Consider the following 16097-nt stretch of genomic DNA (forward strand, 5'->3'; position numbering starts at 1 on the left):
ATCCTTTCTTTCTATTATATTATGCATTTTGATTAATGACAGTATAGTTTTTATGACTTACAACTGTAAGAGGTTCCATATCTAGTTCTCTAAAATTTTCCATAATTGTTATATCTACAATAACGGAGTTTTGATTTACTTTTTGAACACGGCCTTGCATTCCACCTTTAAATTCAATGATATCTCCAGTTTCTGCGATCTGCATAAGCAACTCTCCTTGTTACAGTTTTCCAAAAAAAGAATAATTTTGGTTTTTTTTTTATTTCCTCTTATTTTGAACCATATTGTCTAGTTTGTAAATGTTTCCAAAGTAAAAATTCGAAAAATATTCACATTTTGTAAGAAAATATGCAAGAACCCCAAGTTATTAGAAAAAAAGAACGGTTTAATGCGTGCATCTTTATATAGGGGTATAATGAAAAATATACAATAACCTACTAAAGTGGGGGAAATTAGAGGCGGTAAAATGATGTTTGAATTTGTGGGGAGTGTTATAGCATTAACTTTATTTGTATTTTCTTATATAAATTTAAAAAAGATTCGTCATCATGAAACGACTACATATTTTGATGGGATGGATGGTATACATGCTGGGGTCACACATGAGAGTGGCGGGGATAAGTAAAGGTGTATAACTTTCTTTTTTTGCGTGGTATGATATTTAAAAATAGTACATAATAGAGTTCGTAAGTGATGAATGGAGAGTGGAAAGAATGAAGATTTCTTTTATTCGTCATGGCCGCTTAGATCGTACTATAGAACCAATGACGGTTACATCCTTTCATGAATGGATGAAAGGATATGACTTACATGCTATAACAGAAAAAGCACCTATACCAATGGAAACAATGGAAGCGATTGAAGCAGCAAAGTTGATTGTAACGAGTGATCAAAGGTGTGCTATACAGTCAGCAGCTGAATTAATGAATTCTTTATCTTTTATGCAAAATTCTCTTTTTAGGGAAGCTGAAATTTCGACGAATTTTTATGCTCCAACATGGTTGAAATGTAAACCTAACGTATGGATGTTTATCGGGCGAACATTATGGATACTTGGTTACCATAAAGGTGTTGAGTCTTATAAGGAAGTAAGAGAGAGGGCGAGGCAAGCGGCTTACTTATTACACCGTTATGCTCTCGTACATGGAAGTATTGCTCTTGTAGGTCATAATTACATTAATGCAATGGTTGGTGCGGAGCTGAGAGCGATGGGATGGTCTGGTGCTCCTATTTTACATAGGAAGCCATGGGGATGTACAACCTATACATTCCACGAAGCGATGGATGGAAATATATTAAATACAAAATTAACATAAAAGCACACGATTTATATATAAATCGTGTGCTTTCTTTTTAAGATATAGAAATTTTAATGTTTAATGTTTTTACGAGATGTGCATAAGGTTCGCCTACAAGCATAACGATTTTATCTTTTTTATAACCTAGTTTTTCATATAGTGAATAGGCACGTTTGTTTTCTAAATTAACAAGTAATGCGATTTTTTCATGCTCCTTTTCAGTTGCATGGATTTCAGCAGCTTCAATTAATTGAGAACCGATTCCTTTTCCGCCATATGCACTTGAAACTGATAATGTATCAATGTAATATTCATCAAGTTCAGCTTCTTTTTCTAATGTAATTGATTCATCTTTATGTAATTCTCTTAAGTAATGTACAATTGGTGCATCAAGACTTGTTGCTTCACTACCGTGATAAGCGACAATAACCCCAACTGCAACCCCGTCTTGTACATATACAAAACAGTTTTCATAGCTCAGTCGATTTCTCTCTTTTGAGAACCATGTTTCAAGTCCTAGTAATACTTCTGTCTCAACTGTGCTGCCTGTGATTTTTTCAGCAATTTCGTGCAGAGCGTTATATAATAAAGGTGCAATTGCCTTCGCATCTGTCTTTTTTGCTTTCCGAATCATAGTATCCCTCCTAGTTTTATTTATATAGTGTAACATAGTGGTATAGAACTTTGCATAATTGAATGTCGAAATGTTTGATATAGAGAAGTAGCTATGTTAGTATATGATATTTAGTGGACATATAGTAAAGTGATATCGTTTGCGAAATAATGAAAATGAAATGAAGGTATAGCACCTGGATAATTTTACAGTTGTTGACCTATAGAATATACGATAAAATAAAATATTGCATAGAGGTGAAATACATGGATAAAGAATTAGCAAATGCAATTTTGGATCAGCTGAAAAATGGTGAAATAAAGGAGTATGTTGTTACGAAAGATGTATTTTATACGTTCAGAGAAGTTGTAGTAAGTCGAGAAGATTTTAAACATATTATTGGGAACGCACAGCGCGGCGGACAAGTAATTTATACATATTCAGAAACGCCACGTTCGTAACTAGAAGAATATAGGGAGGAGAATTATGGGCGATTTTAAACAAGGCATATTACCGCATTGGGATTATATGTGGAAAGATAGAGCTGGCAATAGGTTTATGGGGATGGTCATGTATCCAGAGAAACGAAAGTGTTCGGCAAAAATGCTTCAGAAAATAAAAAGAGCATATGAAGAGGCTATAGAAATTAAAGTAACCATACAAGTTCAACATACATATCAGTACGTAGAAGGAATGATTGTGTACTTTGATGAAGAAGCTCCTGTATGTACAATGATTGATAAAGATGAAAATCCACATCATATATTTGTAAAAGATATTTTGCGCATTGAGCACTCAGAATAATCTTTTCATAAATAAGTTGAATTTCCATAATAATAATCTTTTTCTATAATAGTTATCTTTTAGTATGTAACGCGAACCGAAAGTATATGTATAATATTTAATAAAGTAAAACTGATAAATGTAATCGTTTTTTAGAACAGATTATCGTTTCATGTCTGTTCTTTTTTGCGTGATGCTGGAGAAATATATTCCTCCAGCATTTGCCGTTTTATGACAAAATATATTGGTAACTTTTTTAAAAATAAGGTTAAATTCGTTGACAACTTTTTTGAAAAGCACTTTATTGACATGAGTTTTAGAATGTTGTTTCATAGTCATTGTATTGAAAAAAATCGACTGTCTTGTCGAAAAGTAAAATTTAAAAAAAGAAAGAATTTATACATATATCTTGTGTCTTATTTTGAAACGTAATACAATATATAGAGAAAACAAGAAACAACATACAGAGAGTATAGATTGGAGAGGGAGGGTCGGAAATGATAGTTGCATATGATTCTATGACAGGAAACGTGAAGCGTTTCATTCACAAATTAAATATGCCGGCCGTTCAAATTGGTGAAGATCTAGTAATAGATGAAGACTTTGTTTTAATTACGTATACAACAGGTTTTGGCAATGTACCAGAACGTGTTTTAGAATTTTTAGAGCGCAATAATGAAAAATTAAAAGGCGTATCTGCAAGCGGCAATCGTAACTGGGGAGACATGTTCGGTGCAAGTGCTGACAAAATTTCTGCTAAATATGAAGTGCCTATTGTATCAAAATTTGAGTTATCAGGAACAAATAATGATGTAGAATATTTTAAGGAAAGGGTGCGGGAGATTGCGACACATTGAACTGAATAATGAAATCACGCAAATGCAGGACGGTTTTTATCAGCTTCATAAAGATAAAGAGGCATTAGAAGTCTTTATGGAAGAAGCTAGAGAAAATACCGTTCATTTTAATAGCGTGGCAGAGCGAATGGAGTATATGAAAGAATATGATTACTATTACAACGTTCTGGACGAGTATAGCTTGGAGGAAGTAGAAGAGGTATATAACATCGCTTATGGTGAAAACTTCGAGTTCCAATCCTATATGGCGGCATCTAAGTTCTACAAAGATTATGCGTTAAAAACAAATGATCAAAAACAATACTTAGAAAGCTATGAAGATCGTGTAGCAATTGTTTCATTATACTTAGGACGCGGTGATGTTGCGAAGGCAAAACACTTCGCAAGCATGATTGTAAAACAAAACTACCAACCAGCGACACCAACCTTTTTAAATGCGGGACGAAGCAGAAGAGGAGAAATGGTGTCTTGTTTCTTGTTAGAGATGGATGATAGCTTAAATTCAATCGGCTTTAACATTAATACTGCAATGCAATTATCAAAAATCGGCGGTGGAGTAGCTTTAAACTTGTCTAAGCTACGTGCACGCGGTGAGCAAATTAAAGGTATCGATAACGCTGCAAGTGGTGTAGTACCTGTTATGAAATTACTTGAAGATTCGTTTTCATATGCGAATCAACTAGGGCAACGAAAAGGTGCCGGCGCAGTATACTTAAACATTTTCCATTGGGATATTATTGAATTCTTGGATTAATTGGTAGTCCCTCTACGCAGTAATGTGTATGAGAAAACCTTGTGAACCTAACCAATAGGGTGTCGCAGTAGCGGCTAACGGTATCAGTTGAATAAGGGGTAAAAGAAAAAGAACCCGCGAAGAAGCTGACTAAGAGAGCCTACGGTCCATGTACATGGATAGCAGGTAATACCGTGCCAAGCTTGAAAGAAATGTTACTTGGGTGAAGTGGAATCTTATATTCACCGGAGGCGAGATTCCATGAACTGTGGAATTTATTTGATAATTAATAAGGAAAATAGGAAGTTTTATATTGGTAGTTCTAATAATTTTAAAGTACGATTTAAAACTCATAGAAATCAATTGAATGCTAATCGGCATCATAGTAAACATTTACAAGCAGCCTGGAATTTATATGGTGAGAATAAATTTGAGTTTAAAGGGATAATCGAGTTACCAGATGATAAGAACATTCTTCATAAGATAGAGCAAAGTTTACTAAGTCAATATTATGGGAAACAGTATTGCTACAACGGACATCCCATCGCTAGAGGTGGGGCGTTGAGTGGGGAAAAGAACCATATGTATGGGAAAACTCACTCAAAGGAAGTAAAAAAATTTCTTTCTGAAATTAATACTGGTCCTAATAATTATTGGTATGATAAACCTCAACATATGGAGAATATGAGATCTAAGATTACTAAACGATTTCACGGTAGAAAACATACTGATGAAACAAAAGACAAAATGTCTAGGTCTCGTAAAGGTAAAAAACATACAAAAGAAACATGTATGAAGATAAGTAAAGCTCAAAAAAACCAATATAATTCTGGAAGAGAAAAACAAAAAAAGCCAATTGTTATAAATGACATTTACTATGAGTCTTTAGCGGAAGCCGGCCGAGCGTTTAATGTGCCTGCTAATACGATAAAATATAGAGTACTATCCAATAACTTTCCTAATTATCAATACTTTCAAGAAGGTGTAGAGACTATCGAACGCACGTCATTAGACGAAAGCTAGTAGAGTAGGCTGGAAATAGGTACCAGTCGAAGTGCAAGGCAACCAGTTACAGGTTGATGATATAGTCCAACCTTCATAGAAATATGAAGACGAGTTGACCAAAAAAATAAATGCTGATGAGAAGAGCCGTATTCAGTCTCTATCAATCGGAATTATCGTGCCAAGTAAGTTCTTTGAGCTAGCTGAGAAAAACGAACCTTTCCATGTTTTCGCGCCTTATACGGTGTATAAAGAATACGGAAAGCATTTAGATGATATTGATATCGATGAAATGTACGATGAATTAATGAGCAATCCGAAAGTGAAGAAGAAGCCGCTAGATATTAGTGCACGTGATATGCTTATTAAAATCGCTATGATTCAGCTTGAGTCTGGTTACCCATACTTAATGTTTAAATCAAATGCAAATAATCAACATCCATTGAAGGATATTGGAACTGTGAAGATGTCGAACTTATGTACAGAAATCTTCCAGCTTCAAGAAACTTCTGAAATAAATGATTATGGTACAGATGATATTATCCGTCGTGATATTAACTGTAATTTAGGATCGTTAAATATCGTGAATGTAATGGAAAATAAAGAAATTCGTGAAGCCGTTCATGCGGGAATGGAAGCTTTAACAGCTGTTTCTGATATGACGATCATTCCGAATGCACCAACTGTGAAAAAAGCAAATGATGAGCTTCATTCAGTTGGACTTGGCGCAATGAACTTACACGGATATTTATCAAAAAACAAAATCGCATATGAAAGTGCAGAAGCGAAAGAGTTCGCTCGTACATTCTTTATGATGTTAAATTACTACTCTATTGAGAAAAGTATGGAAATCGCTAAAGAAAAAGGCGAAACATTTAAAGACTTCGATAAGTCTGATTATGCGAATGGCACATACTTTGAAAAGTACGAAACGACAGATTACAGCCCAGTAACTGAAAAAGTTCAGCAATTATTTGATGGAATTCATATTCCAACAAAAGAAGATTGGACAAGTTTAAAAGAGCAAGTGAAGAAAAATGGATTATATAATTCATACCGTCTTGCTATTGCTCCAACACAATCTATCAGTTACGTTCAAAATGCAACTTCAAGCGTAATGCCAATCGTAAGTCAAATCGAATCAAGAACATATGCGAATGCGACAACATATTATCCAATGCCGTATTTATCAAAAGATACGTTCTGGTACTATAAATCTTCTTACGATATGAATCAGTTTAAATTAATTGATTTAATCGCAGAAATTCAAGAACATATTGACCAAGGAATTAGTACAATTCTTTACGTTAATAGTGATATTTCAACACGTGAATTAGCACGTTACTACATCTATGCACATAAAAAAGGCTTAAAGAGTCTGTATTATACGAGAACACGTAAATTAAGCGTGGAAGAGTGCGTGGCTTGTACCGTTTAATATAAAAAGTGAGACATGATGAGCAGGGTTTTCTGAACCCTGCTCATGCTTAGTTATCAATTTTTCATGTTTATTTAGAGAAGGGGCGATTGAATGCGTGCGGTAAACTGGAACAAAAAAGAAGATGATTTTAGTTTAATGTTTTGGAAGCAAAACATCGCTCAGTTTTGGACAGAAGAAGAAATCGCAGTGTCTTCTGACAAAAATACTTGGGCGCAATTATCAAAAGAAGAGCAAATTGCTTATAAGCGTGTATTAGGTGGTTTAACACTTTTAGATACGAAACAAGGTGGCGAAGGGATGCCACTTGTACTTGTTCATCTTGAAAATTTACAAGCGAAAAGTGTATTAGCTTTCATGGGAGCTATGGAAGAAGTACATGCGAAGAGTTACAGTCATATTTTCACAACGTTAGCTACTGAAGAAGAAATCGATGATATTTTTGAATGGGTAGATAAACATCCATTACTTGAGAAAAAGGCTGGTATTGTTACTAGTTATTATCGTCGTTTATTAAAGCCTGAAGTAATGAAAAAAGAGTTATACATGGCGATGGTAGCAAGTGTATTTTTAGAAAGTTACTTATTCTATAGTGGATTCTTCTACCCACTTTACTTAGCAGGTCAAGGTAAATTGACGGCAAGTGGTGAGATTATTAACCTAATAATTCGTGATGAGTCAATCCACGGCGTATTCGTCGGTATTTTAGCACAACAACTCTTCGCAGAACTTTCTGCAGAAGATCAACAAGAAGTGCAAAAAGAAACACAAGAGTTATTAATGGAACTATATGAAATTGAAATGGCATACACAGAAGAAATTTACACTTCTATCGGTCTTGTAGAGGATGTAAATCGTTTCGTTCGTTACAATGCGAATAAAGGACTTATGAACTTAGGACTTGAGCCGAAGTTTGAAGAAGAAGAAATTAACCCAATCGTTTTAAATGGTTTACGTACAGATACGAAAAACCATGATTTCTTCTCTGTAAAAGGGAATGGTTACGTAAAAGCAACGAACGTTTCGAAATGTTATGCTGACATAACACTATTATTTTCATATAACGATTTTCGTTAAAAAAGTTCTATCCATTAGCTGGATAGAACTTTTTTGTAATTAAATGGGTATTTACAATCCTTTTGTATCGGTGTATTATTTAACTAGTACACCGATACAAAAGGAGGGAAGAAATGAAAATAGAGTTTTCTCCAAATACACCAATTTACATTCAGGTAATGGAATACATAAAAAAAGAAATCGTAACAGGACATTTATTGCCTGGTGATAAAATTCCCTCTGTACGTGAATTAGCGAGTGAATTACAAGTAAATCCAAATACGATTCAGCGTACATTTCAAGAGCTAGAACGGGATGGGGTTGTTGTAACGCGTAGAGGAATGGGACGATATGTAACGAATGAAGGGGAGAAAATTATGGAGCTGCGAAAAGAGATGGCGAAAGAATTACTTCATTCTTTTATAGATGGAATGGACAATTTAGGTTTTTCAGAAGAAGAAATTCTTACAATCCTTCGTTCTTCATTACATGAGAAGAGGGAGGAGAGCGAATGACAGAGTTATTAAAAATAGAAAACTTATGGAAGAGATACGGATTAAAAGCAGTGATCCGTGAATTAAACATAGAGATTACGGAAGGGAAAATTATAGGACTCGTTGGAGATAACGGGAGTGGGAAAACGACGTTATTGAAAATGATTGCCGGTCTGCAGCATCCTTCTAAAGGCAGTATTACAATCGCTGGTAAAAAAGTAGGATTAGAAACGAAAGAAATTGTTTCTTTTATGTCGGATAAACCAGTATTTGATGATTGGATGACGGTAAAAGATTCTTTATTCTTCTATCGAGATTTTTATAAAGACTTCGACATTCAAAAAGCGGTAGATACGATTGCGGAATTTAAAATACCGTTAGAAGAAAAAATTACAGCTTTATCAAAAGGTATGGTTGAAAAGCTACAAATTATTTTAACATTTTCGAGGAAAGCAAAGTTATACGTACTAGATGAACCGCTTGGCGGAATTGATCTTGTTTCTAGAGAACACGTATTAGAACTTATTTTACAGTTTTATCGCGAAGATTGTACGATTTTAATTGCAACACATTTAATTGGAGAAGTGGAAAATATTTTTGACGAAGTAATCTTTTTAAAAGATGGTGAAAGTGTACTGCATGAAAATGTAGAAGAATTACGTTTCCAACGAGGAAAAGCTGTTACGGATTTGTTTAAGGAGGTGTTTAGTAGATGAAGGCCAGTTTAATATATATGTACAATGCGAATAAAAAACAAATTTTCATTTCGTTATTGTCATTCATATTTATTGCAGCTGTCGCTTTTGTAAGTATGGGGAATTATATTAAACAAGAATCAGGAGAAGTAAGGCAAATGATTACAATTGCTTTAGTATTCTTAGTTTATTTAATTTTTGCGGTATTAGTATTTCTGCAGGCGATGTCTGCGTTTGGGAAAATGACTGAAAGTAAATTATTTCGGTTAACACCGATATCTGGTAAAAAAATTGTTTTAGCAATATTGTCATATGCAGCAATTAGCTTAATGTGTTTTGAAGTAATAGGTGCTATGTTTTTCTATAGTATCTCGATGAAAGTAATAAAAGGTACAGAACTCCATGAATTGTTATTTACCGAAAGTACACTTACGCTAGATATGGTAAAGCAGTTATTTAGTAGCGTGTTATATGTATTTAATTTATCAAGTATATTGTTAGTCTTACTTTTTACAGTAGCTGGTGTGAAAGTATTTTCTTTGAAAAAGAAAAAAATGGAGTACGTAATTATTTTCTTCCTATTTTTACTAGTAACGAAAGTAATCAATCTGATATATGAAATGCTGGGCCGACTTGCGCCTATACCTACTTTTATTAAAAAATTAGTTTATATAGATGAATCAGCGGATATGAATCTCATACTATATCCAGAAAGACTTATGAATTTATATAGTCTTACTTTTTCAATCGGTATATTTGTTCTACTTGTTTATATAACAGGTCGCATAATCGATAAAAAACTAGAAGTCTAAAGGAGGAATCGACATTGGGAAACGTAGTAGTAAAGTTAGAGAATGTTCGAAAAAAGATTGGTGGAACGGAAATTATCCGCGGTTTATCATTTGAAGTTCGCGAAGGGGAAGTGTACGGGTTTCTTGGACCGAACGGTAGTGGTAAAACGACGACAATTCGTATGATGACAGGTCTTATATCAATGACAGAGGGCGATATTACAATTTGTGGTCATAGTATTCGCACGGAGCGTGAAAAGGCGCTAGAGCAAATTGGAGCGATTGTAGAAAATCCTGAACTATATGATTATATGACTGGAATGCAAAACTTAAAGCATTTTGCGAATATGGCAATTACACCAATTAGTAAAGAGCGCATTGCTGAGATTGTAAAGCTTGTTGAATTAGAGCATGCGATTCATAAAAAGGTGAAAACATATTCACTTGGTATGAAACAACGTTTAGGAATTGCACAGGCATTACTTCATCAGCCAAAAATCTTAATTTTAGATGAGCCGACAAATGGATTAGATCCAGCTGGTATTCGCCAAATTCGTGATTATTTACAACGTTTAGCGAAAGAAGAGAATATTGCTGTAATCGTATCAAGTCACTTATTAAGTGAAATTGAACTCATGTGTGATCGCGTCGTTATTATTAAGCAAGGTGAGTTTGTGCAAGAGTACAACTTACATGAACAAGCGAAACACGATGAGACAGTAGTTGTAGCGTTTGAAGTAGATCAAGTACAGAAAGCAAATGAAATCATTAAAGGTAAGGCGCAAGGAAATATAATTGCAGTATCTGTAATGAAAGAAGAAATCCCACAACTTGTAAAAAAACTTGTAAATGACGATGTGCTTGTATACGGAGTTACTGTTCAAAATAAAACGTTAGAGGATGAGTTCTTAGCGATTACAGGGGGAGTGAAAGCGTAATGTTTAAATTAATTCAAAATGAATTTTTAAAGTTACATGCGAAAAAAGGTATGTATATTTTAATTGGTGTAATTGCAATATTGGAGATTTTGGGAGTTTTAGCGATGCTGAAATGGGGAGACGGAAGTGAATTTAAAGGATCATATTTAGATTTTGCAAGTTCAGAGATTGGTTTAATTACTTTGTTTGCAACAATTTTTGGGATTACGATTGCTTCTCGTATGATTACTGATGAGTTCCAAAAAGGTACAATTAAGCAGTTATTAATCCGTCCAAGAAAACGAATTACAGTTTTATTCTCTAAATATATTACAGTGCTACTTACTATAGTATGTATCATATTTGCTAGCACGTTAATTGCAATGATTATTGGCGGAATTGTAATGGATGGTAGTAAAACAGAATTAACGGTAGGAATCGTAATGAAATCTACTTTATATCAAGTACTTTCACCGTTCTTCTTTGCGACGCTTGCATTTTTCTTAGCAAACGTATTTAGAAAGTCTGTATTACCATTGATTATTACGATGTTCCTCTTCTTTTTACAAGGAGCAATTAATATGGTATTAATGATGTTTGCAAAAGGTGTAGCGAAATTTGTAGTGTTTTTCCATTTAAATTTAAGTGTGTACGATAGCAATAAATTAGTAAGTGGCGGAATGGAACCAACATTTGCAGAGTTTACATTTACAACTTCATTATTACTTGTAGCTGCATACTTTGTTGTATTGCTAATAGCATCAAGTGCATTATTCCAAAAACGTGACGTATTATAATAAAAGAAATCCCCGCTTGTAAAAACGGGGATTTTTATTACATAACCTCCTCCTAAATGGCAGCTTGAAGAACAGTGATATGGTATTTTAAGAGATATGTTGTTTGAAAGTAATTGAGAAAAATAGGAGGAATTTCGACTATATCCAAATTATAATTTAGTTATCAGACCATTTGTTTTTATTATCTTTGGGGGTGTTCTACATGCATTATGCATTTTCACGCATAAGACTACGCAGTTTTTTTGGATGGATGATTATAGGGTTGTTCCTTACGATGATTCCATTAGATCTAGCAAATGTTTCTGAGAATGCGCTAGAGGTTATTTCACAAATAACTGTATTTTTTGTATTTCCATTATTTTGGTTATACGTAAAAACAAATAAAAATAATGTTGTATTTAACAGTTTTTTTGATAAGCCAGGACGTTTACCGTGGGGATTAATTGTATTAGCAACGATAATGGGAATGATTTTTTCAGTTGGTATATCTCATATTCAATTTTACATATTAGCACATACGTTACCGAATTTCTTAGTTACCATGTTAGAAGACGTAAATGTTATTAATACGAGTAACATATATATGACGATATTTACTTTCATTTCAGCATGTGTATTAGCACCTATTATGGAAGAGGTTATTTTTAGGGGCTTCTTTTTACAGCGAATGGCTTATAAATGGGGAATTAAAAAAGCTGTAATCATATCTTCACTTATTTTTGGTTTAGGACATTTTGATGTTATTGGTGCATTTATGTTTGGTATTGTAATGTGTCTTTTATACATAAAGAAGAAAAATATATGGACGAATATCGCTGTACACGCTCTAAATAATTTGATTGCAACAAGTATGCAATTTGTCGGTGGAGAAGAGAGTAGTGCAATTTCAATTCTTGAATTACAAGCGCAAAGTAATTTATGGATCGGTATTGGTCTGACAGTTGTTGGATTACTTTGGTTAATTCCTTACGTTTGGAAGCAATGGCGTACAGTAAAAGAAGTAGGTGTGCCACCAGTACGCTTTATAAATGAGGAAAAAGTGGTGAGTGCATTACAAGAAAATGAAGTGTATAGTCAAGTGATCGTAACAGATAGATTGATGGCTGTAGAGCTACCAGATGAAGCAGTAAATAAGCTTCGATTAGAAGAAAATGATTATGTAACAGTATCTGTAGAAGAAGATAAAATCGTTATAAAGAAAGCACTTGATAGATAATTAAAAAGTAGCTCCTAAGGAGCTACTTTTTAATTTGTAATAATTTCTACACGAAAATTATTACCGTTCTTTACATATTTAATATCTGTAACGATACGGACTGTTTTTAAAATCTCAACTTTTTCACCAATTCGAGGGATAGTCGGAACATTGTCCCAAATGCCAAGCAAGTCATCTAATTGTGCCGTTTTTTCATAAAACCAGATTTTCAATGTAAAGCCCCTTTCTCGAACTTTATGTATTTTAATACATAATATATTATTTTTATTCTTATTGTAAGGGGTTTTTCTATATTTTATGAATAAAAATAAATTAATCTTCTGGGAAGATATGTTCAATATCAGGAGTAAGAGATACTTCTGATAATACGATATGAGAAACAGTCGTTGCATATGAGGAAACATCATTGATAAAATCTTCAAGTTCAACGAGTGAAGGAACAGAAATTTTTACAATGTAGCATAAGCTTCCTGTTACTCGGTAGCAAAAACTTGCAGATGGATAAGACTGAATAAACTGTTGCATACGTGTTGTATCACCATTTTTTAAAGTGATTTCTAAAATACAATCTAAAACAAGTCCTGCTTTTTTATAATCGATATCGATTGTGTATTTTTGAATCACGCCTTCACTTTCAAGTTTACGAACACGTTCTGCAGTAGACGGAGCAGATAAGTTTACTCGTTTCGCCAATTCACGCATGGAAAGGCGACTATCATTATATAATTCATTTAAAATTTTTCGATCAACACGATCTAGTTGCATTTGTAAATATACCTCCAGTAAAATAATAATTTTTGTAAAGAAAAAATATAAATTAAGATTCATATGAAATGTAAAGTGAACTTTATTTATTTTACAATAAAACAGAAAGAAATAGGAGGGGAAATGATGGAGAGAATTTCATTATCAAATGTAGGAGATACAAAGTTTCAAAAGTTATTAGGCCATAATCCGGATCTATTACATTCATGGAGTACGGTAGAGGATACGCTGTATAATAAGGGAACTCTCTCGGCAGAGTTGAAGGAGCAAGTAAGGAGAACATTAGCGTACGGGAATGAATGTCCGTACTGTATGGCAAAAGGAAGACCTGATGATATGCAAAAGGTAGAAGAAATGAGTGTAGCAGTTACTTTTGCACATATATTTGTTCATGATAAAAAGGCAATAGATGATAATATGTTTCATGCATTGAAACAATATTGGACGGAAAAAGAAATTGTAGAGCTTTGCGCTTATATTTGTTTTATTACTGCGTCGCAACAACTTGGTTTTCTGTTTCAATTACAGCCGAGTTAAGGAGAAAATGATGATGAATCAAATAGCACTTATCATAATTGATGTACAAAAGGCATTTCGGTTACCATATTGGGGCCAGAGAAATAATCTTTTTGCTGAAGAAAACATGAGAATGTTATTAGAAGAATGGAGAAAAAGGAAACGACCAGTTTTTCATATTCAACATGTAAATAAAGAAAATGCTCAGTCGATGTTTTATGAGGGAGCGGAAACGGTAAACTTTAAAGAAGAGGTGCAACCACTACCAGGTGAAGTGGTTATTCAGAAATTCGTTAACAGCGCGTTCATTGGGACAAATTTAGAAGAGCAATTAAGAGAGAACAAATGTAATGCAGTAGTGGTTGTAGGATTAACGACAAATCATTGTGTGGAGACTACGACACGAATGGCAGGAAATTTAGGATTTACAACGTATTTAGTGAGTGATGCAACGGCTACTTTTAACCGTAAAGGTCTAGATGGTAAAGAGTATAATGCAGAGGATATTCACAATATGACACTTGTAAATTTACATGAAGAGTTTGCTACGATTGTGACGACAAAAGAAGCATTAAAATTATTTTAAGAAAATAATTGCGAATTATGTAGAAAAAAATAAGAATATTTCGTATAATTTAAGTACAATCATTTTGAAATAGGGGTGGCATCATATGGAGCAAATTCCGGTAAAGAGAATAGAAGAAGTACTTGTTGTAGCAGGGGACGATAAACAGAAGCAAAAGGAATTTTATGAATTGCTCTTATCTACTGAGTTTTATGTTGCTGGTTCACTAGAAGCAGAGGACGGGGCAACAGAAGGAATACTTCGTTTGCGTCATTTCCAAGGAGAGGGTAGATGGATTGTTCCGTTCTTTACGCAAATGGAATTTGTAAAAGACGTGTTGCCAGAAGGAACGCCCCTTATTACGATACGTGGAAAAGAATTATTTGGTAGCATTGAGAAAGATGCTACAGCAGTATTAAATGTTGGCACTGATATAAGTAAAACATTTATTCCAGAAGAAGTTGCAGATATCGCATCTGGACGAATTTTTAATTATTATAAATAAAAGGAAAAGCGGAATCGCTTTTCCTTTTTAATTTGAATACGGATTGGCTACGCCAGAAGAAATAGAGAGTGTTTTATTATTTGTATTTATTGTCGCTGTAGCTCCAAGAGGAATCCCAATGTTTGGGCTTATATGTCCAATCGATAAACCGAATAGAACAGGTATATGATATGGTGCGAAATATTCATATAGTATTGTTTGCAATGATTGAGATGGTTTAGAAGGAGTGCAGTCGTGACAACTTGTAAAAATAATACCGCTACATTCATTAAACTTGCCAGATAAAAGTAGCTGATTTAACATACGGTCAATGCGATACGGTTCTTCCCCAATGTCTTCAAGCAATAAAAGTTTATTAGCCGTATTTATCTCATAGGGTGAGCCAATTATACTCGTTAATACAGTTAAATTTCCTCCCGCCAATGTGCCTGTAACTGTACATGGAGAGGTAGGTACGATACATTCTGAAGCAGATAAGATGGTTGAATACGGATGGAATAGTTGATTGAAAGAAGATAAAGAAAGAGAATCTACACCTTTACCTAGTTCTTCAACCATTGGACCATGAAAAGTAACAAGCTTTGCATAACGTGAAAAGGCCGTATGTAAAGCTGTAATATCGCTATATCCCCAAAAGATTTTTGGATTCTGCTGAATGATTTCATATTGAATGTGAGGGAGGAGACGAGCACTTCCGTAACCACCTCGTGCACAGAAAATGGCCTTTACTTCATTATTTGTAAATGCTTCATGTATATCATCGAGCCGAACTTGATCACTTCCAGCTAAATATCCATATTTCTCATAAACACTCTTCCCGATTACTACAGATAAACCCATTTCTTGTAATAGGGTTACCCCTTTTAATACATTTTCAATTGTTGGTGGGCCGGACGGTGCAATAACCATTACTGTATCACCTTGTTGTAACGCATTTGGATATATCATTGTTTTTAGCCTCCTTCCCTTTCAATATATTCGCTTCCTATGAAGTTCAACCCTTGTAAAAGAAGGGGAAAGTTTGTCAAATAAAGAAGATATAAGGGGAATAGGAGG

At 34.1% G+C, this 16097-nt stretch carries 21 protein-coding genes and 2 pseudogenes; 18 read left to right on the forward strand and 5 right to left on the reverse strand.

The features are described 5' to 3' along the window. Window positions 1-19: 19 nt before the first annotated feature. On the reverse strand, window positions 20-205 hold the full coding sequence (locus DN392_RS22080; RefSeq protein WP_001165081.1) for a YkvS family protein: 186 nt from the start codon (window positions 203-205) through the stop codon (window positions 20-22). 264 nt (window positions 206-469) lie between these two features. On the opposite strand from DN392_RS22080, the gene DN392_RS30485 reads away from it, so the two are divergent. Both DN392_RS30485 and DN392_RS22085 read left to right on the forward strand, forming a co-directional pair. Beyond that, a complete protein-coding gene (locus DN392_RS30485) occupies window positions 470-625 on the forward strand; it encodes a hypothetical protein (protein ID WP_002108675.1) in 156 nt (51 codons plus the stop codon). Between the two features lie 88 nt (window positions 626-713). Next, a complete protein-coding gene (locus tag DN392_RS22085; RefSeq protein WP_000703107.1) occupies window positions 714-1316 on the forward strand; it encodes a histidine phosphatase family protein in 603 nt (200 codons plus the stop codon). A gap of 37 nt (window positions 1317-1353) precedes the next feature. Here the strand turns inward: DN392_RS22085 and DN392_RS22090 are convergent, their stop codons facing one another. Beyond that, entirely contained in the window at window positions 1354-1932 is a 579-nt protein-coding gene (locus DN392_RS22090; RefSeq protein ID WP_000619525.1) for a GNAT family N-acetyltransferase, read from the reverse strand. A gap of 245 nt (window positions 1933-2177) precedes the next feature. Here DN392_RS22090 and DN392_RS22095 point away from each other — a divergent pair, with 245 nt between their 5' ends. The 13 genes and pseudogenes from DN392_RS22095 (at window position 2178) to DN392_RS22160 (ending at window position 12690) form a co-directional block, all read left to right on the forward strand. After that, entirely contained in the window at window positions 2178-2372 is a 195-nt protein-coding gene (locus tag DN392_RS22095; protein ID WP_000356682.1) for a hypothetical protein, read from the forward strand. Between the two features lie 25 nt (window positions 2373-2397). Next, window positions 2398-2715: a hypothetical protein gene (locus tag DN392_RS22100; RefSeq protein ID WP_000502194.1), complete on the forward strand. Its 318-nt coding sequence runs from the start codon at window positions 2398-2400 to the stop codon at window positions 2713-2715. A 476-nt stretch (window positions 2716-3191) separates the two neighbouring features. Then, the gene (nrdI, locus tag DN392_RS22110; protein ID WP_000634376.1) at window positions 3192-3551 is read left to right on the forward strand and encodes a class Ib ribonucleoside-diphosphate reductase assembly flavoprotein NrdI; all 360 of its coding nucleotides are present in this window, start codon (window positions 3192-3194) and stop codon (window positions 3549-3551) included. Further along, window positions 3538-4302, forward strand: a pseudogene (locus tag DN392_RS22115) (ribonucleotide reductase N-terminal alpha domain-containing protein); the annotation flags it as partial. The gene nrdI and the pseudogene DN392_RS22115, both read left to right, overlap by 14 nt. A 243-nt stretch (window positions 4303-4545) precedes the next feature. Continuing rightward, window positions 4546-5307, forward strand: coding sequence for a group I intron GIY-YIG endonuclease (locus DN392_RS22120; protein WP_088321672.1), 762 nt, complete (start codon window positions 4546-4548; stop codon window positions 5305-5307). 97 nt (window positions 5308-5404) lie between these two features. Next, window positions 5405-6724, forward strand: a pseudogene (locus tag DN392_RS22125) (ribonucleoside-diphosphate reductase subunit alpha); the annotation flags it as partial. Between the two features lie 93 nt (window positions 6725-6817). Further along, entirely contained in the window at window positions 6818-7801 is a 984-nt protein-coding gene (gene nrdF, locus DN392_RS22130) for a class 1b ribonucleoside-diphosphate reductase subunit beta (protein WP_149238103.1), read from the forward strand. Window positions 7802-7914: 113 nt separating this feature from the next. Further along, entirely contained in the window at window positions 7915-8295 is a 381-nt protein-coding gene (locus DN392_RS22135; RefSeq protein ID WP_000687513.1) for a GntR family transcriptional regulator, read from the forward strand. Next, window positions 8292-8990 (forward strand): ABC transporter ATP-binding protein, encoded by a 699-nt coding sequence (locus tag DN392_RS22140; RefSeq protein ID WP_000137729.1) that lies wholly within the window; start codon window positions 8292-8294, stop codon window positions 8988-8990. The genes DN392_RS22135 and DN392_RS22140 overlap by 4 nt, the downstream gene beginning before the upstream one ends. Then, window positions 8987-9781, forward strand: coding sequence for a hypothetical protein (locus DN392_RS22145; protein WP_000647931.1), 795 nt, complete (start codon window positions 8987-8989; stop codon window positions 9779-9781). Before DN392_RS22140 ends, DN392_RS22145 begins: the two co-directional genes overlap by 4 nt. Before the next feature lie 14 nt (window positions 9782-9795). Beyond that, on the forward strand, window positions 9796-10698 hold the full coding sequence (locus tag DN392_RS22150; RefSeq protein ID WP_000528796.1) for an ABC transporter ATP-binding protein: 903 nt from the start codon (window positions 9796-9798) through the stop codon (window positions 10696-10698). Beyond that, window positions 10698-11474, forward strand: a complete 777-nt coding sequence (locus DN392_RS22155) for an ABC transporter permease (RefSeq protein WP_064471039.1) — start codon at window positions 10698-10700, stop codon at window positions 11472-11474. The genes DN392_RS22150 and DN392_RS22155 overlap by 1 nt, the downstream gene beginning before the upstream one ends. Before the next feature lie 202 nt (window positions 11475-11676). Then, on the forward strand, window positions 11677-12690 hold the full coding sequence (locus DN392_RS22160; RefSeq protein ID WP_149238104.1) for a CPBP family intramembrane glutamic endopeptidase: 1014 nt from the start codon (window positions 11677-11679) through the stop codon (window positions 12688-12690). Window positions 12691-12719: 29 nt separating this feature from the next. Here DN392_RS22160 and DN392_RS22165 read toward each other — a convergent pair whose 3' ends face one another. Together DN392_RS22165 and DN392_RS22170 are read right to left on the reverse strand one after the other, a co-directional pair. Beyond that, complete coding sequence (locus DN392_RS22165) at window positions 12720-12902, reverse strand: DUF3913 family protein (RefSeq protein ID WP_000707104.1); 183 nt, start codon at window positions 12900-12902, stop codon at window positions 12720-12722. A 100-nt stretch (window positions 12903-13002) separates the two neighbouring features. Then, window positions 13003-13455 carry an Lrp/AsnC family transcriptional regulator gene (locus DN392_RS22170; protein ID WP_001175492.1) on the reverse strand — a complete coding sequence of 151 codons (453 nt, stop codon included), beginning with the start codon at window positions 13453-13455 and terminating at the stop codon, window positions 13003-13005. Between the two features lie 63 nt (window positions 13456-13518). Between DN392_RS22170 and DN392_RS22175 the strand changes: the two genes are divergently transcribed. From DN392_RS22175 to DN392_RS22185, 3 genes are all read left to right on the forward strand, one after another. Further along, on the forward strand, window positions 13519-13992 hold the full coding sequence (locus DN392_RS22175) for a carboxymuconolactone decarboxylase family protein (protein ID WP_139057178.1): 474 nt from the start codon (window positions 13519-13521) through the stop codon (window positions 13990-13992). A 10-nt stretch (window positions 13993-14002) separates the two neighbouring features. Further along, window positions 14003-14557 carry a cysteine hydrolase family protein gene (locus DN392_RS22180; protein WP_064471036.1) on the forward strand — a complete coding sequence of 185 codons (555 nt, stop codon included), beginning with the start codon at window positions 14003-14005 and terminating at the stop codon, window positions 14555-14557. Window positions 14558-14642: 85 nt separating this feature from the next. Further along, entirely contained in the window at window positions 14643-15041 is a 399-nt protein-coding gene (locus DN392_RS22185; RefSeq protein WP_000435201.1) for an SseB family protein, read from the forward strand. A gap of 27 nt (window positions 15042-15068) precedes the next feature. Here the strand turns inward: DN392_RS22185 and DN392_RS22190 are convergent, their stop codons facing one another. Then, window positions 15069-15989: a S66 peptidase family protein gene (locus tag DN392_RS22190; RefSeq protein WP_000640097.1), complete on the reverse strand. Its 921-nt coding sequence runs from the start codon at window positions 15987-15989 to the stop codon at window positions 15069-15071. Window positions 15990-16097 lie beyond the last annotated feature (108 nt).

Origin of the sequence: Bacillus sp. BB51/4, from assembly GCF_008368845.1 — a bacterium.
Taxonomy (GTDB): Bacteria; Bacillota; Bacilli; order Bacillales; family Bacillaceae_G; genus Bacillus_A; species Bacillus_A wiedmannii.